The 23,248-nt window shown below is 55.0% G+C and carries 23 protein-coding genes, 1 tRNA gene and 1 pseudogene; 18 read left to right on the top strand and 7 right to left on the bottom strand.

The features are described from left to right. The first annotated feature begins 51 nt into the window (after nt 1–51). The 8 genes from yidC (at nt 52) to DXY33_RS06455 (ending at nt 8,502) form a co-directional block, all read left to right on the top strand. Nucleotides 52–1,182 (top strand): membrane protein insertase YidC, encoded by a 1,131-nt coding sequence (gene yidC / locus DXY33_RS06425; RefSeq protein WP_114988224.1) that lies wholly within the window; start codon nt 52–54, stop codon nt 1,180–1,182. Beyond that, nucleotides 1,179–1,715: a DUF177 domain-containing protein gene (locus DXY33_RS06430; RefSeq protein WP_115010347.1), complete on the top strand. Its 537-nt coding sequence runs from the start codon at nt 1,179–1,181 to the stop codon at nt 1,713–1,715. The genes yidC and DXY33_RS06430 overlap by 4 nt, the downstream gene beginning before the upstream one ends. Then, nucleotides 1,712–3,202 (top strand): AAA family ATPase, encoded by a 1,491-nt coding sequence (locus DXY33_RS06435; RefSeq protein ID WP_115132195.1) that lies wholly within the window; start codon nt 1,712–1,714, stop codon nt 3,200–3,202. The genes DXY33_RS06430 and DXY33_RS06435 overlap by 4 nt, the downstream gene beginning before the upstream one ends. 78 nt (nt 3,203–3,280) lie before the next feature. Continuing rightward, nucleotides 3,281–3,442: a hypothetical protein gene (locus DXY33_RS12280; protein WP_006852120.1), complete on the top strand. Its 162-nt coding sequence runs from the start codon at nt 3,281–3,283 to the stop codon at nt 3,440–3,442. A gap of 42 nt (nt 3,443–3,484) precedes the next feature. Further along, nucleotides 3,485–4,762, top strand: a complete 1,278-nt coding sequence (gene serS / locus DXY33_RS06440) for a serine--tRNA ligase (protein WP_115132196.1) — start codon at nt 3,485–3,487, stop codon at nt 4,760–4,762. A gap of 24 nt (nt 4,763–4,786) precedes the next feature. Then, a complete protein-coding gene (gene rseP, locus DXY33_RS06445) occupies nt 4,787–5,869 on the top strand; it encodes an RIP metalloprotease RseP (protein WP_115132197.1) in 1,083 nt (360 codons plus the stop codon). 57 nt (nt 5,870–5,926) lie between these two features. Beyond that, complete coding sequence (gene rpsN, locus DXY33_RS06450) at nt 5,927–6,229, top strand: 30S ribosomal protein S14 (RefSeq protein WP_011363576.1); 303 nt, start codon at nt 5,927–5,929, stop codon at nt 6,227–6,229. Nucleotides 6,230–6,336: 107 nt separating this feature from the next. Beyond that, complete coding sequence (locus tag DXY33_RS06455) at nt 6,337–8,502, top strand: polyribonucleotide nucleotidyltransferase (protein WP_115132198.1); 2,166 nt, start codon at nt 6,337–6,339, stop codon at nt 8,500–8,502. 7 nt (nt 8,503–8,509) lie between these two features. Here the strand turns inward: DXY33_RS06455 and DXY33_RS06460 are convergent, their stop codons facing one another. Further along, complete coding sequence (locus DXY33_RS06460) at nt 8,510–9,427, bottom strand: 3'(2'),5'-bisphosphate nucleotidase CysQ (RefSeq protein WP_115132270.1); 918 nt, start codon at nt 9,425–9,427, stop codon at nt 8,510–8,512. Between the two features lie 26 nt (nt 9,428–9,453). Here DXY33_RS06460 and rsmI point away from each other — a divergent pair, with 26 nt between their 5' ends. Further along, nucleotides 9,454–10,311, top strand: a complete 858-nt coding sequence (gene rsmI / locus DXY33_RS06465) for a 16S rRNA (cytidine(1402)-2'-O)-methyltransferase (protein ID WP_115132199.1) — start codon at nt 9,454–9,456, stop codon at nt 10,309–10,311. A 19-nt stretch (nt 10,312–10,330) separates the two neighbouring features. Next, nucleotides 10,331–10,567 (top strand): hypothetical protein, encoded by a 237-nt coding sequence (locus DXY33_RS06470; RefSeq protein WP_115132200.1) that lies wholly within the window; start codon nt 10,331–10,333, stop codon nt 10,565–10,567. 19 nt (nt 10,568–10,586) lie between these two features. Here the strand turns inward: DXY33_RS06470 and DXY33_RS06475 are convergent, their stop codons facing one another. Then, complete coding sequence (locus DXY33_RS06475) at nt 10,587–11,297, bottom strand: helix-turn-helix domain-containing protein (RefSeq protein ID WP_115132201.1); 711 nt, start codon at nt 11,295–11,297, stop codon at nt 10,587–10,589. 89 nt (nt 11,298–11,386) lie between these two features. On the opposite strand from DXY33_RS06475, the gene DXY33_RS06480 reads away from it, so the two are divergent. The 3 genes from DXY33_RS06480 (at nt 11,387) to DXY33_RS12285 (ending at nt 12,670) form a co-directional block, all read left to right on the top strand. Beyond that, nucleotides 11,387–11,460 (top strand) — tRNA-Arg (locus tag DXY33_RS06480). A 147-nt stretch (nt 11,461–11,607) separates the two neighbouring features. Beyond that, on the top strand, nt 11,608–11,973 hold the full coding sequence (locus tag DXY33_RS06485) for a hypothetical protein (protein WP_115132202.1): 366 nt from the start codon (nt 11,608–11,610) through the stop codon (nt 11,971–11,973). A gap of 475 nt (nt 11,974–12,448) precedes the next feature. Then, nucleotides 12,449–12,670, top strand: coding sequence for a hypothetical protein (locus DXY33_RS12285; protein ID WP_170950967.1), 222 nt, complete (start codon nt 12,449–12,451; stop codon nt 12,668–12,670). A gap of 853 nt (nt 12,671–13,523) precedes the next feature. Here DXY33_RS12285 and DXY33_RS06490 read toward each other — a convergent pair. After that, complete coding sequence (locus DXY33_RS06490; protein WP_115009818.1) at nt 13,524–13,772, bottom strand: DUF3104 domain-containing protein; 249 nt, start codon at nt 13,770–13,772, stop codon at nt 13,524–13,526. 2,273 nt (nt 13,773–16,045) lie between these two features. Between DXY33_RS06490 and fldA the strand changes: the two genes are divergently transcribed. Further along, the gene (gene fldA / locus DXY33_RS06500) at nt 16,046–16,561 is read left to right on the top strand and encodes a flavodoxin FldA (RefSeq protein ID WP_115132204.1); all 516 of its coding nucleotides are present in this window, start codon (nt 16,046–16,048) and stop codon (nt 16,559–16,561) included. A gap of 38 nt (nt 16,562–16,599) precedes the next feature. Here the strand turns inward: fldA and DXY33_RS11995 are convergent, their stop codons facing one another. The 3 genes from DXY33_RS11995 to DXY33_RS12000 form a co-directional block, all read right to left on the bottom strand. After that, nucleotides 16,600–16,794 (bottom strand): hypothetical protein, encoded by a 195-nt coding sequence (locus tag DXY33_RS11995; RefSeq protein ID WP_170950968.1) that lies wholly within the window; start codon nt 16,792–16,794, stop codon nt 16,600–16,602. A gap of 1,025 nt (nt 16,795–17,819) precedes the next feature. After that, nucleotides 17,820–18,188, bottom strand: a complete 369-nt coding sequence (locus DXY33_RS06505) for a hypothetical protein (protein WP_115132205.1) — start codon at nt 18,186–18,188, stop codon at nt 17,820–17,822. Nucleotides 18,189–18,454: 266 nt separating this feature from the next. After that, nucleotides 18,455–18,808 (bottom strand): hypothetical protein, encoded by a 354-nt coding sequence (locus tag DXY33_RS12000; protein WP_136975432.1) that lies wholly within the window; start codon nt 18,806–18,808, stop codon nt 18,455–18,457. A gap of 211 nt (nt 18,809–19,019) precedes the next feature. Here DXY33_RS12000 and DXY33_RS06510 point away from each other — a divergent pair, with 211 nt between their 5' ends. The 3 genes and pseudogenes from DXY33_RS06510 (at nt 19,020) to DXY33_RS06520 (ending at nt 20,359) form a co-directional block, all read left to right on the top strand. Next, the gene (locus DXY33_RS06510; RefSeq protein WP_115132206.1) at nt 19,020–19,766 is read left to right on the top strand and encodes a phycobilisome rod-core linker polypeptide; all 747 of its coding nucleotides are present in this window, start codon (nt 19,020–19,022) and stop codon (nt 19,764–19,766) included. 25 nt (nt 19,767–19,791) lie between these two features. Then, a pseudogene (locus tag DXY33_RS06515) lies at nt 19,792–20,091 on the top strand (ferredoxin); the annotation flags it as partial. Between the two features lie 142 nt (nt 20,092–20,233). Continuing rightward, nucleotides 20,234–20,359 carry a metallothionein gene (locus DXY33_RS06520; RefSeq protein WP_115132208.1) on the top strand — a complete coding sequence of 42 codons (126 nt, stop codon included), beginning with the start codon at nt 20,234–20,236 and terminating at the stop codon, nt 20,357–20,359. Nucleotides 20,360–22,423: 2,064 nt separating this feature from the next. Here DXY33_RS06520 and DXY33_RS06530 read toward each other — a convergent pair. Further along, nucleotides 22,424–22,606: a hypothetical protein gene (locus tag DXY33_RS06530; RefSeq protein ID WP_115132210.1), complete on the bottom strand. Its 183-nt coding sequence runs from the start codon at nt 22,604–22,606 to the stop codon at nt 22,424–22,426. Between the two features lie 492 nt (nt 22,607–23,098). Between DXY33_RS06530 and DXY33_RS06535 the strand changes: the two genes are divergently transcribed. Further along, on the top strand, nt 23,099–23,218 hold the full coding sequence (locus tag DXY33_RS06535) for a DUF1651 domain-containing protein (RefSeq protein WP_115132211.1): 120 nt from the start codon (nt 23,099–23,101) through the stop codon (nt 23,216–23,218). Nucleotides 23,219–23,248: the final 30 nt, after the last annotated feature.

A 23,248-nucleotide genomic window follows, 5' to 3' on the forward strand; every position in this document is an offset into this window, starting at 1 on the left:
AGCTGTTCATGCACACTGGCCTCACAACGTCCCGCCCCCCGTTTCTTCAAAGTGATCGGATACATCTCCGACAACCTGCTGATTCCAATCCTGGACTTCTTCTACGGGTTGGTTCCGAGCTATGGCCTGGCCATCGTCGCCCTCACCCTCGTGATCCGGATCGCGCTCTACCCCCTGAGCGCAGGATCTATTCGCAGCGCTCGGCGCATGCGCATCGCCCAACCGGTGATTCAGAAACGTCAGGCTGAGATCAAAAGCCGGTATGCCAACAATCCTCAGAAACAGCAGGAGGAGCTGGGCAATGTGATGAAGGAATTCGGCAGCCCCCTGGCGGGATGCCTGCCGCTGCTGGTGCAGATGCCGATCCTGTTTGCACTGTTTGCAACCCTGCGGGGGTCACCGTTCGCTGATGTCCCTTACACCTTGAACATGAAGGTGTTGCCGGCCGACCAGATCGCTGCCGTTGAACCCAAACCCTTCAACAGCGCCAGCCATTCCATCTTCATCGGTGAAACCGACCACGTGCCGGTGATCGCCAGCCTGCCGCGGGGCACCAAGATCGGCGTTGGCGACAGCGCCACCGTAAACCTTCATACGAAGGACGGTCGCGCCTTCAGCGACGTGCTCACGGATGTTGAGAACCCTGGACGCTTCTCCCCCACATGGGCAGTGACCAAAGGTGATGACATCGTCAGCGTCAGCGAGGACGGCACGATCACGGCACTCGCCTCCGGTGACGCCACCGTTGAAGCGAAGATTCCGGGCCTGGCAGCCCGTAGCGGCTTCCTGTTCATCAAAGCCCTGGGCCAGGTCGGCTTTTATGCCGACGGTGCCATCAACTGGGACATCGCCATTCTCGTTGCCGGCTTCGGCATCACCCTGTTCATCTCCCAACTGCTGTCGGGCATGGGCATGCCTGCCAACCCTCAGCAGGCCACGGCCAACAAAATCACTCCGGTGATGATCACGGGGATGTTCCTGTTCTTCCCACTCCCCGCCGGCGTTCTGCTCTACATGCTGATCGCCAACATCTTCCAAGGCCTGCAGACCTTCATCCTCACCAAAGAGGCACTGCCCGACAACCTGCAGAAAATTCTGGATCAGCAAATGGCCCAGAAAACAGTGACGGTCTCTGCCACCTCAGGCGGCTCACGCCTGCCCTTTGAACCGAAGGGCAAGTGATCGAGGCACTGGAGCCTGTTCCCCTCCAGGAGCTCCGGGCCCTCGGCACCGCGAAAGTCTGGGAGGTTGAGGGTGAGCTCGATGAGCTCCCCTCACTCACGCCAGTGCGAGGCCATGTTTCCGCAGAGCACCGCGGCAACGTCTTGGCGGTTGAGGGGAGACTCAACACGATCGTCACGCTCTGCTGCGATCGCTGCCTGAATCAGTTCAATCAGAAGCTCAGCTGCACGCCTTCCGAGCTGATCTGGCTGGGAGACGAGCAACCGACGGCCGACGAGCTGGAGCTTTCCGGAGAGGTGGCCGAGATGGAAGGGCTGGTGGATGTTCTCGATCCACGCGGTCAATTTGACCCCCAGCAATGGGCCTTCGAACAACTCAACCTGCTGTTGCCGGTCGTCAACCACTGCGGTGACCACTGCCCAGGCCCACCCGGCCTCCAGCAGCAGCCCGTGATCCCAGACACCAAGACAAAGGCTGTGGATCCCCGCTGGCAGGCCCTGCAGCAGCTTCAGCAGCAGATCGATCAGCCATGAGCAGTGCCACCTGGGGACATCAGATCGACCTTCTGGTGCGGGCGCGCACACCCCTGATCTGGGTGCGGAGCAATGAGGAAGCCCGGGTGGAGAGCCTGCTGGGAGAGGCTGCTCAGCGGCTTGCACGCCAGCTGGTCTGCTGGAATTTCATCGATGGCATCAGCGGGCCGGTGAATGCCGATGGCCAGGGGAGCCGTCAACCGATGGCCATGCTGCAGTGGCTTCAGCAACGGGATGCGGGCAGCCCAACCCTTCTGCTCGCCAAGGATTTTCATCGTTTCTGCGATGACCCTGGCGTTGCCCGGATGCTGCGCAATCTCGAAGCATCCCTGCGCAGCACCCCGCACACCCTGGTGTTGTGCTGCGGGCAATGGACACCCCCCGGCGATCTGGAAGAAAGCCTCACGCTTCTCGATCTCCCCCTTCCCGACAGCGACGACCTGCGTCGACTGATCAGCAGCATCGGCACCAGCAGCGGCAGCCCACTGCCAGCTCCTGTCCTGGATGAATTGGCTCAGGCCTGCAGCGGGCTCAGCGAGATGCGTGTTCGCCAGGTGGCCGCCCGGGCCCTGGCCCGCCGCGGCCAGTTGGGATCTGAGGATCTGCAGGACGTTCTGGACGAAAAACGCCAGACGATTGCCCGCAGTGAGGTGCTGGAGTTCTGTCGCAGCGATGCGGGCACCGAAGCCATCGGAGGCCTCGATGGTCTCAAGACCTGGCTGAACCAACGGCACCGGGCCTTCTCGGAAGATGCACGGCGTTTCGGACTGCCTCTGCCCCGTGGCGTCCTGCTCGTGGGTCCTCAAGGCACCGGCAAATCACTCACGGCCAAGGCCATTGCCTGCAGTTGGTCGATGCCCCTGTTGCGACTGGATGTGGGGCGGCTGTTCGCGGGTCTGGTGGGGGCCAGCGAGGCACGCACCCGCGAGATGATCCAACGGGCTGAAGCCATGGCACCCTGCGTGCTCTGGATCGATGAGATCGACAAGGGCTTCGGCGGGGATGGCCGCAGTGACGGCGGCACAACCCAGCGGGTTCTGGCCAACGTGCTCACCTGGATGGCGGAGAAACAGTCACCGGTGTTCGTGGTGGCCACCGCCAACAGCGTTGAGAAGCTGCCACCGGAGCTGCTGCGCAAGGGACGTTTCGACGAGATCTTCATGCTCGATCTGCCCAGCAGCACTGAGCGCCGCAGCATTCTTGAGCTGCATCTCGAACGGAGACGACCGGGGCTGAAGCTTCCCCTGGAGACGGTGGTAAGCCGCAGTGAGGGCTTCTCAGGTGCCGAGCTGGAGCAGACCGTGATCGAAGCGATGCACCTGGCCTTTGCCGACAACCGTGAGTTGACGGAGCCTGATCTGATTGGAGCGGCCTCCCAGCTCATCCCCCTCTCCCGCACCGCCAGCGAACAACTCGAGCGGCTGAAACAGTGGGCTGACGGCGGCCGTGCCCGCCCCGCCTCTGTTGCTGCAGGTAACGAAGCCTGACGCGGCGTAACGAACACCCGCCTTGAGTAAGGCGCTGGCCGGCGCGCTCCCTACGGTCCCAACAACAGCAGGACCAACGTGGAGAGCCGCAACGACATCGCCACTCAGCTCTGCGTGGCCTGCCTTGGTGCCGGTGTGATCACGACCATGGCCGTCGCCCAGGGGCAAAGCCCCCTCACCGCCCTTGGCATCACCCTGTTCTCGGGCATCGCGGCGGTGATGGTCGGCCAGGTGCTCTGAAACGGACTGCCATAGGCTGCCGGCGCTGACGCCCCTGAAACCGTGCTCGATCAGCGCCTTGTGCGTGACAACCCCGAAACGATCGCCCAGCAACTGGGCCGTCGAGGTAAGGCTGTTGATCTCACCAACCTGCAGTTGATTGCCCAGCAGCAGCGCGATCTGGAGCAACAACGCAGCAACCTGCAGGCGGAAGGAAACCGGATCGGCAAGGAAGTCGGCCAACGCATCAAGTCGGGCGCTGATCCCAAAGGCGACGAGGTCGCCGAACTCCGCCAACAGGGCAATGCCATCAAGCAGAAGGTGGCCGTGCTGGAGGAGGAGGAAAAGCAGCTCTCCAGTGCGCTCAAGCAGCAGCTGCTGGGGTTCCCCAACCTCCCCTCAGAGGCCTGCCCTGATGGGCGCAGTGAAGACGACAACGTTGAAGTGCGCCGCTGGGGAACCCCTCGGGTTGATGACAGCCTCGACGAGCACTGGCAGATCGCTGAGCGGTTACAGCTGTTCGACACCGAGCGCTCCGTCCGCATCGCGCAGAGCCGTTTTGTCACGCTGATGGGCCAGGGGGCACGGCTGGAGCGTGGCCTGATCAATTTCATGCTCGACCTCCACACGAGCAAGGGCTACCGCGAGGTGCTGCCCCCTGTGCTGGTGAACAGCGCCAGCCTCACCGGATCAGGACAACTGCCCAAGTTCGCCGAGGAAAGCTTCCGTTGCGCGGAGGACGACCTCTGGCTGACACCGACCGCTGAGGTGCCCGTGACCTCCCTACACCGGGACGAAATCATCCCGGCTGATCAACTGCCCCTTCGATACGCCGCCTACAGCCCCTGCTTCCGCCGTGAGGCCGGCAGCTACGGCCGCGACACCCGTGGCCTGATCCGCCTGCACCAATTCAACAAGGTGGAGCTGTACTGGTTTGTGCACCCCGATCACTCCGAAGAGGCGCACCAACAGATCACGGCCGATGCAGAGGCCGTGCTTCAGGCGCTGGAGCTGCCCTATCGGGTCTTGGACCTCTGCACCGCCGACCTCGGCTTTTCCGCCCGCCGGACCTACGACCTCGAGGTGTGGCTGCCGGGGGCGGGGGCTTACCGGGAAATCTCCAGTTGCAGCGTCTGTGGCGATTTCCAGGCGCGACGGTCCTCCATCCGCACCAAGGAAGGCAAGGCCACAAAGTTGGTTCACACCCTGAATGGCAGTGGCCTGGCCGTCGGCAGAACCATGGCGGCCCTGTTGGAGAACGGCCAACAGCCCGACGGCAGCGTCCTGCTGCCCAAAGCGCTGGTGCCCTACGTCGGCCGCGAGCGACTCCAGCCAGAATGATCCGACTGGACTCCTGACGGATATATGAACGTGTTGGCCGCCCTTCTGGTGCTCGCCCTGCTGATCGTGGTGCATGAGGCAGGCCATTTCCTCGCTGCCACGCTCCAGGGCATCCGCGTCAGCGGTTTTTCCATTGGCTTTGGCCCGGCCCTGATCAAGCGGCAACGGCGTGGGGTGACCTACGCCCTGCGGCTGCTGCCCCTGGGTGGTTTCGTCGCCTTCCCTGACGACGATGAGGAGAGCACGATCCCGGCTGATGATCCAGATCTTCTGCGCAACCGGCCCATCCCCCAGCAAGCCCTGGTGGTGGCTGCAGGGGTGTTGGCCAACCTGGCCTTGGCACTGGTTGTTCTGTTCGCTCAGGCAGCGTTTGTCGGCGTTCCCGCCGCGCCGGATCCAGGGGTTCTGGTGGTGCAGGTGCAACCGGGTGGCGCTGCCGCCCGCTCCGGGCTTCGTGCCGGTGACCAGATCCTCAGCCTGAATGCCCAACCCCTTGCTGCAGGACAACGGGGCGTTGAAGCGATGGTTCGGGATGTGAAAGCAGCACCCGAGCGAGCCATCCGTGTGGAGCGAAAGCGAGGAGACGAGACGTCCACCCTTGAACTCATCCCTGACGATCAACAGGGCACAGGAAAAATCGGCGCCCAGCTGCAGGCCAACATCAGTGGGGAGATGCGCCCCGTGCGCAATCCCGGTGAACTGGTGCTCACCACCGGCTCGCAATTCAGCCAAATGCTGCAGCAAACCGTGCGTGGCTACGCCGGCCTCCTGACCAACTTCCGCGCCACGGCGGGGCAGGTGAGTGGCCCCGTCAAGATCGTTGAGATGGGGGCTCAGCTCAGCCAGCAGGGGGGATCCGGGTTGGTGCTCTTCTCAGCTCTGATCTCCATCAATCTGGCGGTGCTCAATTCACTGCCGCTGCCGCTGCTCGATGGCTGGCAGATGATGATGCTGGCGATTCAATCCGTTCGGGGGCGTCCGGTGTCCGAACGGATCCAAATGGCCTTCGTGCAATCCGGTTTTCTTCTGTTGGTGGGGCTCACGCTTGTGCTGATCGTGCGTGACACCAGCCAACTGCCGGTGGTCCAACAATTGATGGGTCGCTAGGAGGGTGATGGCGCCCATGTATCGTTGACGATTCGTTCACTCGCTGCCCTCAGCTGCATGGCCAAGAAGTCGATGATCGCTCGCGATGTGAAGCGCAAGAAAACAGTTGAGCGCTATGCGGCCAAGCGCGCAGCACTGATGGCAGCCTTCAACGCAGCCGAAGATCCGATGGATCGCCTGGAGATCCACCGCAAGATTCAGGCTCTGCCCCGCAACAGCGCACGCATCCGTGTGCGCAACCGCTGCTGGGCCACCGGTAAGCCCCGCGGCGTCTATCGCGATTTCGGTCTCTGCCGTAACCAGCTGCGTGAGCGCGCCCACAAAGGTGAACTCCCCGGCGTGGTCAAGTCCAGCTGGTGATCAGCTTGTCGCCATGGCGTCGTGAGGGGGAGGCTTGGCCTCCCCTTTCTTGTGAAGAGCAGCCATGAAATGTCAGACTTGGGATTGACAAAAGGACATAAGACGTCGTGCAAGGACAAACCCAGTCGATCTCCTTTGACGGACGCGAGATTCGACTGACCACCGGGCGCTTCGCCCCTCAGGCGGGAGGATCCGTCTTGGTGGAGTGTGGCGACACCGCCGTGCTTGTGACCGCAACCCGTTCAGGCGGACGAGAAGGCATTGATTTCCTGCCGCTGATCTGCGATTACGAGGAGCGGCTTTATGCAGCTGGCCGCATTCCCGGCAGCTACATGCGTCGTGAGAGCCGCCCCCCCGAACGGGCCACGCTCACGGCCCGACTGATTGACCGCCCAATGCGGCCACTGTTCCCCAGCTGGCTGCGCGACGACCTGCAGGTGGTGGCCACCTGCCTGTCCCTTGATGAGCGGGTCCCCGCCGATGTTCTTGCGGTGACGGGTGCATCGATTGCCACGCTGCTGGCGGGCATCCCCTTCAACGGCCCGATGGCCGCCGTGCGGGTGGGACTGCTCGGGGATGACTTCGTGCTCAACCCGAGTTATCGGGAGATCGAACGGGGTGATCTGGACCTGGTAGTCGCCGGCACCCCTGAAGGCGTGGTGATGGTTGAGGCCGGCGCCAACCAACTGCCCGAGCAAGACGTGATCGAGGCGATTGATTTCGGCTACGAAGCGATCTGCGAACTGATCAAGGCACAGGAACAGCTGCTGAAGGATCTGGGCATCACCCAGGTGAAGCCGGAGAAGCCGGAGGAAGACAGCACCGTTCCTGCCTATCTCGAGAAGCAGTGCACCAAGGCGATCAGCGCTGTCCTTAGCAAATTTGATCAGAGCAAGGACGAGCGGGACACAGCCCTGGAAACCGTGAAGGGCGAGGTGTCCGAGACCATCGCAGGTCTCAAGGACGACCACGCCGTTCGCCAAGCCCTGGCCAGCAGCCCGAAACTGCTCGGCAACAGCTTCAAGGCGCTGACCAAGAAGTTGATGCGCCAGCAGATTCTCAAAGACGGCAAGCGTGTGGATGGACGCGGCCTCGACGAGGTTCGCCAAATCAGCGCCATGGCCGGCGTCCTGCCGCGCCGGGTGCATGGTTCTGGTCTGTTCCAACGCGGACTCACCCAGGTGCTCTCCACCGCAACCCTGGGCACCCCCAGCGATGCCCAGGAGATGGACGATCTCCATCCCAACACCGAGAAGCTGTACCTGCACCACTACAACTTCCCGCCCTACTCCGTCGGTGAAACGCGGCCGATGCGCTCCCCCGGTCGTCGTGAGATCGGCCATGGCGCCCTGGCCGAACGCGCCATTCTTCCGGTGCTTCCCGAGAAGGACACCTTCCCCTACGTGGTGCGCGTGGTGAGCGAAGTGCTCAGCTCCAATGGCTCCACCTCGATGGGTTCCGTCTGCGGCAGCACCCTGTCGCTGATGGACGCCGGCGTGCCGCTGAAGGCTCCGGTGAGTGGCGCGGCCATGGGTCTGATCAAAGAGGGCGATGAGGTGCGGATCCTCACCGACATCCAGGGCATCGAGGACTTCCTCGGCGACATGGACTTCAAGGTGGCCGGTAGCGAGAAGGGCATCACCGCCCTGCAGATGGACATGAAGATCACCGGCCTCTCGGTGAAGACGGTGGCTGAAGCCGTCAACCAGGCACGTCCGGCACGGCTCCACATCCTCGAGAAGATGCTCGAGGCGATCGACACCCCTCGGGACAACCTGTCTCCCCATGCCCCACGTCTGCTCAGCTTCCGGATTGATCCAGAGCTGATCGGCACCGTGATTGGCCCCGGTGGACGCACGATCAAGGGCATCACCGAGCGCACCAACACCAAGATCGACATCGAGGACGGCGGCATCGTGACCATCGCTTCCCACGATGGTGCTGCGGCTGAAGAAGCCCAGAAGATCATCGAAGGCCTGACCCGCAAGGTGAACGAGGGTGAGGTGTTCTCCGGTTCGATCACCCGGATCATCCCGATCGGCGCCTTTGTGGAGATCCTTCCGGGCAAGGAAGGCATGATCCACATCTCGCAGCTCTCCGAAGCTCGCGTCGAGAAGGTCGAAGACGTGGTGAAGGTGGGCGACGAGGTGACCGTGCGGGTGCGCGAAATCGACAACCGCGGCCGCATCAACCTCACCCTGCGGGGCGTGCCCCAGGCCGGCGATGCCTCCGAAGTGGAGCCTCAACCCACCCCGGTGGCACCGCTCAGCTGATCAGGTCTCAGACCTGAAAGCCGGGATCGATCTCGGCCATGGCCCGCGTCGCACGCTCTCCGAGCTCGGCGTGGGCTTTTCCATGGCTGGCGATCAGACAGCCGGCCTGTCGCACATCGCCGGTGTTGTAGGTCAGGTTGGCCTGATCGGCATGGGTGAAACGACCACCGGCCGCCAGCAACACCGCCTCCGGAGCAGCCATGTCCCAATCCTTGGGAGCGCTCTTGCCGGAGAGGGAAACGTAGAGGTCGGTTTCGCCTCTCAGGATCGTGGCCACCTTGAAGCCAACGCTGCCCACGGCTTTGGAACCGCCGAGATTGAGGGCATCAATGAGCTTGACCAAACGGTCGTCGCGGTGGCTGCGGCTGGCCACCAGGATCAGATCTGAAACCTCGGTTCTGTCGCTGAAGCGAACAGGCGACCGCTCACCCTGACGGTCTTCACACCAGGCACCCTCACCAACGATGCCGATCCAAAGTTCATCGGCTTCCGGCAGAAGCACAACGCCGATCACCGGCCGCTTGTCGCGCACCAGGGCCAGATGAACGGCGTATTCGCCAGTGCCCTGTAGGAAATCCTTGGTGCCATCCAGGGGATCGAGGATCCACAACCAATCCGCCGGCAGCGGTTGGCCTTCGGTGAGCTGCTCCTTGGCGGTCTCCTCGCTGAGCAGCGTCCAGTCGGCCTGGGGGAACGCGGCCGACAGTCCATCCAGCAACCACTTGTTCACGGCCAGATCAGCCGCAGACACAGGGCCCTCTCCGCCCTCATCGACACTCAACGCCTTGGGGAAACCATGCGGAGGCTGCTCGCCGCGGGCATAGGCCCGCAGGATGTCGGCGGCACCCCAACTCAGGCGACGCAATTCCGTCAGCAGAGCCTCCTTGTCAATGCCAGCGGGGAGGACGGCGGAGCTGGGCATCATGATCAACAGAGGCGCTCGCCATTGTGATGCAGCGGGATGAACCAAGTGGCGGCAGCCTTTATCTGGTGGGAACGCCCATTGGTCATCTGGGGGACCTGTCACCACGCGCCCGTGACTTGCTCCGCAGCGTGGATGTGATCGCCTGTGAAGACACCCGGCACAGCGGACAGCTGCTGAGCAGCCTTGGAGCGGGCGGCCGCAAGCTGTCCTTTCATCAGCACAACACCCGCACCCGCGTGCCCCAACTGCTGGATCTGCTGGCGGAGGGTCAAAGCCTGGCGGTGATCAGTGATGCCGGGCTGCCGGGCATAAGCGACCCCGGTGAAGAGCTGGTGGCCGCAGCGCACCAGGCCGGCCATCCCGTGATCTGCATCCCTGGTCCCTGCGCCGCCACCACTGCTCTGGTGAGCAGCGGCCTGCCCAGCGGACGCTTCTGCTTCGAAGGATTTCTGCCGGCCAAAGGCAAGGAACGGCGGGCCCGCCTCGAAGCCATCAGCCATGAACCCCGCACAACTGTGCTGTACGAAGCGCCGCACCGCCTGATCACGTTGCTTGAGGAACTCCAGCACCACTGCGGAGGAGACCGTCCTCTGCAGGTGGCACGGGAACTGACCAAACGCCATGAAGAGCAGGTGGGGCCGACGGTGGATCGCGCCCTGCTGCACTTTCAGCAGCACCCGCCCCAGGGGGAATGCACGGTTGTGCTGGGAGGAGCACCGTCGCAGAACGTCGAAGAACCCGACGACGACGACCTGCTCAGGCAGCTGCAGGTGTTGCAGGACGAGGGTGCAAGCGCCAGTGACGCTGCCCGGCAACTTGCCCAGACCACAGGGCTGTCCAGACGACGCCTGTATGCCCTCTTGCACCAGGGCACGTCAAACTGAGCCCGTCGACGGTTGTGCTGTGTTGATTCGCCTGCGTCTTCTGCTGATCAGCTTTGGCGGTGGCCTGCTGCTGCTGCTGCTGCTCTGCCTTGGAGCCCAGAACCTTCAGGATCGCCACACGCTCCAACTCGGGGGGCAGCGCTCAGTACCTCTTCCCACGGGTTTTCTCGTGGGGATTGCGATAGTGATCGGCGTGATCAGCGGCGGAACCGCAACGGCCGTTTTGCTTCCCGATCAACGCGATCGCTTCGATTAAGAGCAATCAGCGGCGGTGCTCAGGCATCCAGCGCAATCAAGGTTCCGTCCAACACCAGTCGTGTAATGCCCCGGGCCAACAGGTAACTGCTGGTGCGCTGAAACACAGCCGTATCGGGAACCTTAATTACCCGCTGACTCCGCCCGCACTGGCGCTTGGCCGCGCGGGGGCTGGCAAACAGGCACAACCCCTGCCGTTCCTGCTCGGCATCGTCGAGGAGGCCCAACTCGGGGAACTCCTTGAGGGGGCGCGCATCCAGCTCGACCACCTTGTCGACCAGCATGTAGGCGCTGTCCGGCAGCAGGTCGACACTGAACGGTTGGGCTTGATTCAGTGGACGATCACTGAGATTTCCCACGCCAAGCAGGGGAACAAGCTCCGTAAACGTTTCAAGGCTGCCGTTGTCATCGTCTTCCGCGAGCTCCTCCTCAGAGTCTTCGCCGAAGTCATCGGCGTCATCAAGAGCCAGGCTGCTGTCGTCTTCCTTGAGGGAGTCAGCCTCTGGTTCTTCCGCCTGAGTGACGATTGGCGGGGGAGGAGTGGCCAGCCCTTTTTGCCTGCTGGCCTTCAGCGCGGCATAAGCATCAGCAGGCAACAGTGCTTTCACCGTGCGACTCACGGTGTTGGGGCTGCAGCCAAAGGCCTCTGCCAAAGCTGATGTTGACTCGCCGGCCTTGTAACGACCGACCAGATCCTGCTTCTCGCTGTCGCTGAGACGACGCGGGGCCATGGATGCCGATCAAGAGCCCATCACCTTAGGTGGCGCAAGGCTTCCAAATCCAGCCTGCCTCGATGCAGCCTGCCAAGATGTGGTCGCTTGCTCCCTTAGCTCAGCTGGATAGAGCAACTGCCTTCTAAGCAGTCGGTCGATGGTTCGAATCCATCAGGGGGCGTCATTTACAGCAAGGGGTTTCAGCGAAAGCTGAGCCCCTTTTCTCTTGATTGGTACTTTCTGTGGCCCAAACCGTGACCCAAACCGCCCTATCGTCGAGTTCCTTCAAAAGCTGGATTCCCCAGCGGCTTTCACTGGTTGATGGGCCATGGAAAGAGCCACCTCAGCAGAGTCCGCCGAGCGAGTCGACCAGCTCCAGGGAATGATCCTGGCGGGGCAGCCCAATACCGCTTGTCTCAGTTTTGCGAGACAAGCGTGGGGGGTCTCCAGAGCGCAGGGCTACAGGCTTCTGAAGAAAGCATGGACGCAGATCAAGGACGACATCGATGAGAGCGGAATCGACCGGCAGGAGCTGCTGTCGTGGTCAATCCAAACGCTGATGGCCGCGGCTGGGCAGGCGATGCAGCAGAAGAACCCTGGCGCCGTGGTGAGTGCCATCCGCCAGCTTGATCACATGACCGGCACCGGATACAACTCCCACCGCGGTTACGGCATCAACAGGCGCAAATGCTGAACAAGCTCCTCATTTGATCGATGACTCAGCACGCAAAAGCCCCGACTAAGTCGGGGCTTTCACTGACCTTGGACGGGTAATTCCTTATAGATCCAATCAAGACAAGTATGTGTAAATCGATTCAAAAGATACTTTTCGAAGTAGCCAAGGGGCCATCTCCTCTTTCGCTAGCCCAGCGAAAGAGGAGAGTGCATTGGCCCGTCGATCCCGTCCAAGGACGACTTAGGAATATTGACCGAAGGTATTCATGTTGGGTGTGATAAATATTTTCAATTGATGTGGCATGTAGCACAAATTATTCTCGCTTATGAAGTCTTAGGGTCGACTTAGTCGAAGATTCAGAGAAATTTCTTGATGCAGTGCGCTTTCTTGCTTATGCCCATATTTTACTCCAGTTAACCAATTGCCTCACATTCTTTGGTTAATTTTGGATGAACTCGATTTCATCAATATTTAGATTACTTTTAGTGCTTTGTTGAAGGTGGTTGAGCCTAATTGGGATTATTTCGTCCATGCACCCTTAGAAGAAGGTGTAGTGCGCTTTGAAACCAAAACCGAGCGCGCACTTTATGCAAAGGTTGTTGCGTCTGAAGCGAACTGGATGGAATCTCAAAGTTGTGAGCGTCTCATCGTCTATTTGAGAGCAAGGCAGGATTTGGAGTCTTTTCGAGAAGGATTTAGAGCCAAGGAAAGTTAGCTCTATAAGTCTAGATATTGCCAAATATATACCTTCTCGCTTGCAAAGCTACTAATGCGCATGCCTCGTCTTTTGTTTTTGGTGATTTTCAGGAAGTTTATTGATGCCCTATGAAGTACGTGATTGGCTTTTCGCATATGATTAAGATACATTTGTCTATTGGCAGACAGCGTGCAATATCTTTTGGTTCAAGGCAGGGTAGAGTTCGACATAAGGATCTTTATTTTAGAAATTAATATGTAACAAATTTCTCTTGCTATGCATCAAGACTACACCGCTATTGCCCTTCTCCTTTTTACTGTATTACCGCTCTTGTGCGTTGCCGCAGCGATGTTCTTCTATGTTAAGAATAACGAGCGTAAAACACCGCTTAAGAGGGAAGATTTTTATCGATAAATCTACGACATAAGGGTTCTTTGGTTAGTGGTGATTGACCCTTTGAGTAGACTACGTCGACTGAGTTTCTAAATACTATCTAGAGATAGTTGTTAGAAGACAATAGAGAATAACTAATTATTATCACTACGATTTCATGCCGCTTTGGGTGTCTGCGCTGCTCGGAGTTCTGAAATCTGGCTATGGAATGATTCTTAGGTCTTAGGGCTTGAGGTGCTGCCCGCCTCCAGTTATATAACGCTGAACTGACTTCTCCCGGTCAGAAGAGAAGCCAGCTTTCTTGTCAGCGCCCAATGACCACGGCTTGCCATTGGATGGAAGTCTTGGGGACTCCGAAGACATAATCACTTTTTCGTTGAGTGGTCTCTCTTCAGATGAGGCAATGTCGAAGTCCAAATGATTCGCGTCAACGTTCCGAGGTGCAGGAGTTTGCTCATACGCTGGGTATGCCGGCACTTCAGACCCTTGGAACGATGTGAGTCACGAGGTCAGCATTGACCCAGTTGGTGACGTGATTATCCACATATATCACCTGGAAAAACTTTGGAACCTTCGGGTTTTTGGCGCTGCCAATAACGTTAATGACGTCAGCCACGCGCCAGGTCTTGTCAGTGTTCTTGATGATCACCGCCATTCCCGCTTTGACGTGGAGAAAGACCGGATCTGGTTTGGGCGTTGATGCGCCACTTGCATGATCAATTGACATACACCTTTTCAAGTAGGTTTCTACTGCTTCTGGCAGTTAGACGAGTTGCAGCTGCCTATGAAATAACGCTGATCTGACTCCCCGCATCGTCAGAGAGGGAGTCAGTGGTGTTATCAGCGCCCAATGGTCATGCAGGGGCCATTGGATGGAGGTGGGCCTCCAAAGTCACAGTCGCACCGTCTATGGCTATTGCTTGTTCTTAAGAGGAGATGGCAGTGATCAAATGAGCCGCGTCAACGTCCATAGCTGGTCACCTAAATACTGGACCAGCCGCGTTCTCAGGTTGAGCTGGAGGTGCTGGAGCTTTAATCCTGTTGTCTATCCGCAATGGTGAGAACAGCAGAAGGTTTCCGCCAACCAGCCCTGCCGTGACGACAATCGCGGTGACTACTTCCAGCAACTCAGTCGTTTTTCCTGAGGTCAAGTCACCCTTCAGTTAACGCTGAACTGACTCCCCGTCCGCCAAGAAAGGAAGTCAGCTTTTCTGGACAGCGCCCAATGGTTAAAACGAAAAAACCATTGGTTGGAAGGCTCATCCGACTGAAGCTTCCGAAGACACCATCGCCCCTGTTGTGGGCTGCGTTCTTTCAGATGAGGCGACAGCGGCGATCAAATGAGTCCTCGAAGCCAGTCAAAACGCTGAACTGACTCCCCGCTTGCCAGAGAGGGAGCCAGGTCGCTCCAGCGCCCAATGGCTAAGTGCAAACCATTGGATGGATGTCCATGCAAGTGGACGTCCTTAGACAGAATCAGCCCTGCCAAGGTTCAATCCGATACAGATGAGTCAGTGGCAGTGGCCAAATGAGTCGAAGAAGAAAGTCAAAACGCTGAACTGACTCCCCCGGTTGCGAATGAAGGAGTCAGCTTCTGATCAGCGCCCAATGGTCATTGGAGAAACCATTGGATGGAAGTGCCCAGCAACGGAACTTCCAAAGACACGATCAGTTCTGTCGTGGGCTGCGCTCTTTCAGATGAAGCGATGGCAGCGACCAAATGAGACGGATTCCTAGATCACCATGGACTGAGCTGCAGCGGATGCTGCGACACAACGCCATTGAGGTTTAGGAGACGTTGCTCACCACCAGTCAGATAACGCTGATCTGAATCTCCCCCTGAGGAAAAAGAGGAGATTCAGTGGTGTTACCAGCGCCCAATGGTCATCACTCCATTGGATGGAGGCTGTGCTGCGCTCCAGTCAAACTATCGCCTCGGCAGGCATCTTGTGCCGTTCCAATGGGGCGAAAGCGGCGTCCAAATGATTCGCTGAAATGTTTTTACGACTGAAAACGCTGAACTGACTCCCCTGGTTGAGGAGAGGAGCCAGGCCGTCACTTGCTATGTCAACGCCGGACTGGATAAGCGTAGACACACACAGCGTCCAATGGAAATTGCCCCTCCATTGGATGGAAGATCCATGCGACTGAACTTCCGGAGATACCATCGCTCCTGCTGGGGGTTCAGTGCAGTTCAGATGAGGCAGTGGCAGTAACTAAATGAGGCACACCAATGTTGTGGCAAGCGAAGACTCTGTACAGACTCCTCCCCTGAAAAACAGGAGCCAGTGCCTCTCGTCAGTGCCCAAAGCTTGCATCAACCCATTGCGGCAAGCCATCCCAACATTCGCGTAGATGCCATCAAAGGGGCAATGCGCCTTAATGCCGATGACTTTGTGCCCTAAAGGCACAAAACTGTGGTCATCGAGATCGGAGGCGTTCATGAGAGACGACGGTCCAACCGAGCAGATCCAAGAAGCAGACTGACTCTCTGGCCCCTGCTCCAACAGTCTCATGAATCACCTGGGTTTGTCGTTTGGTTAGGTACACATCAGATACGTCACGCCATTCGACGCTCCGCTTGCACCGCCTGAGGTGCCCTAGGAGAAAACGACCCATCCTCAAGAGCAAATGGCCCCGGGGCGCCTCTAGCCAGAAGCTTCGACCCTTTCTCTCTTGAATAGTGATGGGTTGAACCATGCACAAGCGAGCGAGCTAGGCCGTCTCTTCCACCTGGGAGGGGCGGCCTCCTCTTTGCAAAGCAAAATCATTTGATATTACTTTTCAGCGAATAATTTGGCTACAATCAATTTAGTTAACCAGGCTGAAGGCTCGGATCCTATTGACCAAGTATCCGGCAAGTTTTCCTAATCGTTAGTGGAGGCTGTGCGCCTTAGAAGCATAAATAAGTCGTATAGGTGCTTTGGGTGACTTCGTTATGTCAAATAAGAACAAGGGGCATAAAGCTGATATTTACTATTAATTATACGCCTTAATTTTATGCGCTTTACCATTGTTTATGCGTCTGCAACTGGTCATACAGAAGACATCGCTGAAAGGCTGAAAGTGCTATTGCCTGGATCGGAATTAAAAGACCTTGATAGAATAGATTTTACAAAAGAGTTGGAAGAGTCTGAGGCACTCATTTGTTGTACTCCAACGTGGAATACGGGTTCTGAAACCAAGAGATCAGGTACAAAATGGGACGAGCATATTGATCATATTCCTCATTTGTCTCTAAAAGGTAAGCCTATTGCGATTGTAGGTTTAGGTGACTCTGCGGCCTTCAGCAAGTATTTTTGTGATGCAATGGAAGAGCTCTATAGATCATTCGAATCTGCAGGAGGTCGGATGATCGGCCATGTATCAGTTGAGCAATATATCTTTGATGATTCCAAAAGCGTTGTTGACGGCATGTTCTGCGGTCTCCCATTAGATGAAGATAATGAATCCGAAAAAACCGATGAGCGACTTCAGTCTTGGTCCAGGCTAATTATGCAGGAGGCGATTATATAAAAGTCTGAGGGCGCAATATATGCCATTACGAAGCTTCGTCAGCTTGTTTTGGCTTCCTCATTCTTGGTTGAACTGTTACCAAGACTTACTTTAAATTTCCCCTCTAAAAAATTAACAGGTAAGCCGCCAAAAATAGCAACAAGGGCTGGAGTTAATGCCATGCTTACAACTAATAGGCCAATTGGCTGTCTTGTTGACTCGCGAATGGCTATAATAAAAACCCCGCTGCACATAAGTGTGTAGAGAGAGAAAATGAATATAATCTTCAACGAACGCTTCATAATCTCTTGGGTTTTGTAGACAAAATACTCTTTGTAAAAGAAGGATGACTAGGTGTCTTTAGGCTCATCACATCAGCAGTCAAATAACGCTGATCTGACTCCCCACATCGTCAGAGAGGGAGTCAGTGGTGTTATCAGCGCCCAATGGTCATCACTCCATTGGATGGAGGTTCCGAGGCTCCGCAACAAGCATGGCGTTGTGGATGGATGCTGTTACGTCGTGATGAGGCAATGGCAGTAGCCAAATGATCGTTGCCTATGTTTCGATGTGGTGGAGTCAATAATCAGACAACGCTGAACTGGCTTCCCACTAAAGAAGAGAAGCCAGTTACTCTCCAGCGCCCCAATGACTGTGGATAGGCCATTGGATGGAAAGCCCTAACGGCAGAACTTCCATAAACATCATGACCTTTGCTGTAGGTTGACTACTAATCCGATGATGTAGAGGCAGTTATCAAATGAGTCTTATCAATTTTGCCAAAGATGCCTATTAATGCGTACTTTCGCTTTGGCTCTGAGGATTAGTCCCGTAAATGATGTGACATAACACCAGTACTAGGCCAACGATTGGCAGCACGAAAGGAATCATGGATCAGGATCTGGATTGGACTACATGATGAACAGCGCACAAGCAGATCGCACAGGCAAATATCACTTTTTGATGTTCAGGCGCCAGTAACGCTTAACTGACTCCCCCGCTTAGAAGAGGAGTCAGTCCCTGAACAGCGCCCAATGGTCATCACTCCATTGGATGGAAGTGCTGTAATAGAACTTCCAAAAGAATTGTCTCACTAGCCATGAGCTAAGTGCAGTACAGATGAGGTAATAGCTTCATCCAAATGCACGCCAGATATGTTGTGGAATGTCTGGCACTAATGCCCTAGAAAAAGTGAGACATCATTATTCGCTTTGACTTGTAGTCATCGAGCGTTAAAACTATTACTAGTTCTAAGACATAAGTTAATGTTTAAGTGCGATTAAATCAGACCTAGTATCGATAAAAGACCTCTGCTTAGAACTATTAATAATGCAATTGATGTGCAGGTTATCAGGTTTAGTGATACCAGCTGAAAAATGATTGGACTTTGCATTTGTTCAGGAGTTCCCTCGTTTTTTTGTTTTCCAAGGGGTTTGTCCCAATAGGCAAAGACCAGTCCTCTCTTGACCTCAAGTGTGTTGCGTGTGTTGAGCGCGCCGTATCCAAACTCACTAATTATTTCTGTTTGTTGCCGGATTTTTTTGCTCTCATTGACAAAGATTGATTGAATCCAATCGCTGTGTGTTTTGATTCCAGCGGCAATCCAGAAGATCGCGCTAACCCCAACAAGAACATTGAGAATGTCCATTAGTTTAAAATCATATCTTCGTTGGCTTCGGTTTTTTATGAAATAATTTGATAGTAATTCATGTCTGCAATGCTCCTTTTGCTGGGTTAATGTCGATCACCTTTGGTCGTCAAAACTCCGCTTAAATGCTTATCTTTTTGCACGCTGATCGTATATTTTAATGCTTTTTCTGGTAGCCTAAATTTCTGCTCATATTATGCAGAGAAGACTTGGCTTGATCAGACATATCATCTACATGTTTTCCTGTTCGGCTTTGTTGAGCTCCCCTACTTTTCTGGCTTAGTTGTTTGATTTTGTGGCATCGCTTTTGACTTGTCTTCAGGCTGCTTTTTGCTAGATATTGAAGCTTTCTCCTTGACTGGCTTTGGCTGTTCTCCCGCAGAAGCTTTTTCTTTGTTAGTGCTTGTCGTATTAATATTTTTCTCTATCTTTTGGCTTTTTGCTTCAGGGTCTTTCTGGTCAGGTGCGGGTGTTTCTTTTGTGACTGTTGTCTTTTTTTTGGGTTTAAGTTTGCTTGTATCTAAGGAGCCTTCGCCTAAAGACTTATATCCTAGAAAGATTAGACCACCCACAACTGGGATTGAGGTAAGTCCACCTATCGCAATTTCGAATTCGCTCAACGCCATGGTTCATTTTCCGTGATGATCAATCCCATCATTGAGGAGCGTTGCTAAATCGAACTTTTAAAAATTACCTAATGTGGTATCAAATGGTTTTTTTAATATGCCTTTTGTGATCGCTGTATGTCTCGATTATCTTCGTTAGAGGTGTTCATTGTTTTTACCAGTAATTTTTTGATGTCTTTAATAATGAATTATCACCTCAGATTAATTGGCCTCCCTTTTTGCCAGGGCTCGCTTGCCATTCAAGCCATCAAGTCAAAACTCCCGAGTTGACTCAATATCAGCTTCGCTTCAGCCCTGTTTAGATCTAGCGCCTGATTTGTCTTCAGAAATAATTGAAAGGTGTTATCGGCAGATATATTTTCATGCAATGAGTTGTGATCGTGACCGTTTTTTAGAATCACAGCTCAGGTCAGGTTCCATCACCGTAAGAGATTTTATAAGAGGACTACTACTCTCCGATCGTTTTTATAGGGGCTATGTCGAATGCAATGGGAACGATCGAGTAGTTGAGCAGGTCATAGGCCGTGTCCTTGGTCGTCCTGTTTATGGACAAGATGAGGTGAAATCTTGGTCTATTGTTATTGCCGAACAGGGATTTGCAGCTTTTGTTGATGGCATCCTGGAATCTCCTGAGTATTTTGAGAGATTTGGAATTGATGGAATCCCCGATCAAGTAAATCGTATTTTGCCAGGACGCTCTCAAGGAGAGATGCCTATCTATCAGCGACTTCCTCGCTATGGAGAAAGTTGGCGTGATCGACTGATTCGTGATGGATTAATGATCTCTGTAGATGCCTTCAATAAAATCAGTCGGCCAATGACGGTATCCCGTCTGATCTATGAAAAGCCTGAGGGTCGTCTTTTTAAACTCTGGTTTGTTTTCTTGTTTGTTTTAGGCGTCGGAAGTGTTTCCTTGGTTCTTTTAGTCTTCCGCCAGATGTTTACGATTTGAGTGTGATATTGATTTAAACAGAATTATGTTCATTTCGGAAAAATCAGTTGAATCAGCTTTCTCGACTAAATCAGTTAATTGCAATGGTCTACGCACTGGGCTAGAGCCATTTTTGGGTGGAGCATTGCGTGAAAAAGCAGTTTGGGTTGATGAGTCTGATTGCATTGGTTGTCGTTACTGTGCACATGTGGCGTCTAATACTTTTGTTATGGTCCCAGAAACAGGTCGCTGCCGTGCTGTACGACAAGATGGCGATTCAATAGATCGAATCCAGGAGGCGATTGATACCTGCCCTGTTGATTGTATTCATTGGGTAGACTTTGAGCATCGTGATGACAGCGTAGAGATATGAACTTTCTGAATACTTTGGCTCTTCCTTGATTGAAAAAATACGATGCTATGAATATGCTTGAGGGATGCGTTGATTGATTTTTGATCTATAAAGGTGGGAATACTTTGTCAACGCCATGCAAACCACCAACCACCCATGCGCATGTGAACCGTGTGGCTGCAGCGTTAATCCGGAAAAAGCCATCGAGAAAGAAGGCAAGATTTACTGCTCTCAGCCATGTGCTGATGGTCATGCCGGTTAATAGCAATGTTGCTCTAGTTGTAATTGCTGCTAATTATTCGCAGCAGTCACACCCCTGCAAATCATCCACTTTGCATTCTTTTAAGGGTACCACCGATACACAGCTAACTACATTTGAATCCCTAAGTACTCTTACTTGAATCCCGCCGTTCGATTCCTCTACTAATTCCAGAGCTAGGCCAACTAGCTCTTCATTATCGGCATTCTTGTAATTCAATATCACAAGACGTTGAAGTGCTTTTGAATCCAACACCTATAAAAATTCCTGGGAAGTTGATTAACGCTGAACTAACTCCCCCGTCGATGCTCATAGGCGGAGAAGTCAGCGGAACTCAGCGCCCAATGGCTGTAGTTAAACCATTGGCTGGAGGTTGTGGACGCTCCAGTGTCATTCTTGCTCTGCCTATGGATTAAGTGCTGACAATATGAAGCGTTTGCAGCGACTTAATGAGTCTCATGAATGTAGTGCACTCGTTGCCTGCAACTGTTAATACAACACTGATCTGACTCCTCCCCTTCATAAGAGGAGCCAGGCCGTTGCCTGCTGTGTCGGCGAGGGATGGCAACGCTGACACTCAGCGCCCAATGGTTATTGGAGAAACCATGGGATGGAGCTCTTGGGGACTCCGAAACCACAATCACCCCTGTCAGGGGTTCAGCCCGACACAGATGAGTCGATGGCGGTAGACAAATGAGTCGTCGAAGCCAGTCAAAACGCTGAACTGACTCCCCGACCGGAAAGAAAGGGAGTCAGCTTTTTTGGACAGCGACCAATGGTTAAAACGAAAAAACCATTGGATGGAAGCCCTAACGGCAGAACTTCCGCAGACACCATCGCAGCGGAGATAGGTGCACTGACGTTCCAAATGACGCGATGGCAGCGACCGAATGAGTCGTTATCACTGCTGTTTTTGCTGCGCCTGCTGCTGACGCTTGGTCAGCGATGCGGTGAGCTTGGCGTTGGCGGCACCAAAGGCAGCATCAAGGCCAGCCCATCCCCTACTGCCACGTTGGCGCCCAGAGCGTGCACTTCTTCTTCAGGTGCTACCCATGCAGCAGCTGGCGATTAATCCGTTCGACGAATCTCCATTGGATCCACCTCAAACAGGACTGATCCGCTCTCGCTGAGCACCCTGGTTTTCCTGCCGATCATCCTGGCGATCCTCTTTGCTTCTGCCGCAGCGACTTCCAATGTCGCTGCTGTCGTGTGGAGGTGCCATTCCAAGAAAGGGTTCAGTTCTTGTATTCGGAACTGCCCGCTTGCCATGTCCTTGAGGTGTCCAGCACTTACGACCCTTAAGAAGGAACCTCTTTTGAAAGAGAACTGGAGTTGAGGGTTGCTCCGCCTGCCTCTTTGGACTCTTGTTTTGCTCTGGTCAATTTCTCCACCAGGTTCAGAGTGTCGTTAGGAGATAGGTCGCCGTCATCGCCCCACTTGAGACAGGAAATGTCAGGTGGGCACATGAGGTCTGAGGTGCATTTTTCGCAAATTAGGGATGCTGAGATCCTTGTTGTGCCAATGCTTCCCGAAGATTCACGGAAGAAATTCTGAATTGAGTACCCATGCGATACCGAACTGGTTGGGAGTGGTTTCAACCACGCAAAATCCGTCCACCGAGGCATTGCGGAGAGATGGACCAGAACCCTGCTGCTGCCTTCAGGAAATCTCTGTTCCCCCTGAAGACACCAGGTGCTTCGGGATTCTTCCAATACCAGAGGTCAGAAGCAAACCCCACGAACAACACCCTGTTTGTCTCAGAGGGTCTTGGAATACGTCGGTGAGGATTCCAGTGCTGATCGTCCTTGAAGAGCACTGAAGTCCCATCACTCTTGTCGTGCTGGTCATGGAAGGACCACCAGACACTCCCGTATCCGTTGGATTGACCTGTCTGGAAGGTTCCCAGTGGCCTGCTTCCCTGGAGCAACTCACCCTTGAGGGAGAGAGCAGTTCTGTCAGTCAGTAGCACCTTGATTGAAGGGACCTCTTCACTGGTCAGTTCGCAGACCAATGGAAGTGGAACTGCAGCTACTGGCTGCGTTGTGAGCAGCAGGAGGAGTAGTGCTCTCATTGCTCCTCCATGACTTTCTCCACCACGGCATCCTTCACCCTGTCCTGAAAGGTTATGTCGTCTTGCTCAGTAGCAATCGCACTGGCAGTTGCTCTTAGTAGGTCTGCAGTGATCTGTCTTGCCTCTGGGTTGGTGAAGAGCAGGAACCCCAGTCCGACTCCGACAAGGATCTTCAGCACGACACTGCCTTTCGGTGATTCCCCTCTGTATCAGTCGAACCCAGGCAACGCGATCTAGGCGTTCTAGGAGTGATGTGCCGAGTGTTCGCTCGCAGTAGTAGGCAATACAAAAAGAACGTCGCTCAATGGTTTTTGAGGGAATTGAAAAATCGCTGCAAGGCTCCCGAACTTCCCCCATATTTGGTATCCGGATGGCGTACCTATCACCGTCTCGGCAGCACGGGAGAGCGACCTGTTGGCTGGCAGTCAAAGCAACCCTTGGCACGAGCGATTGTCAGGGGTAGCTTTCTGCGCTTTTCAAAAATCTGAAGAAATTTGTATCTTTTGAGACAAAGGTTTGTATACCGAAGAACGTGTTTAAACGGATACCGCATCGCTCGAGAAGAACATCGTTCTTCTCGCGGTTCCGTGGTCCCGCATCTTTGATTCGGTAACGGCTGTTAGAAGTCAGCCTCGCCGATAGAGGGGGCTGCAATCAGGACCTACAGCTAGGTGCAGACCCGCCCACCAGAGCCGATAACTCGGCGACGAATGTTGCGGCACAACGCCGTTGAGGCTTGGCAGACGATGCAGAAGACGGGCTGGAGGCGCTGCCCACCGCCTGTCAGGTGAAGTTCAACTGGATGCACTGATTGTTTGTTC

This window comes from Synechococcus sp. N26 (genome assembly GCF_900473975.1).
GTDB lineage: Bacteria > Cyanobacteriota > Cyanobacteriia > PCC-6307 > Cyanobiaceae > Parasynechococcus.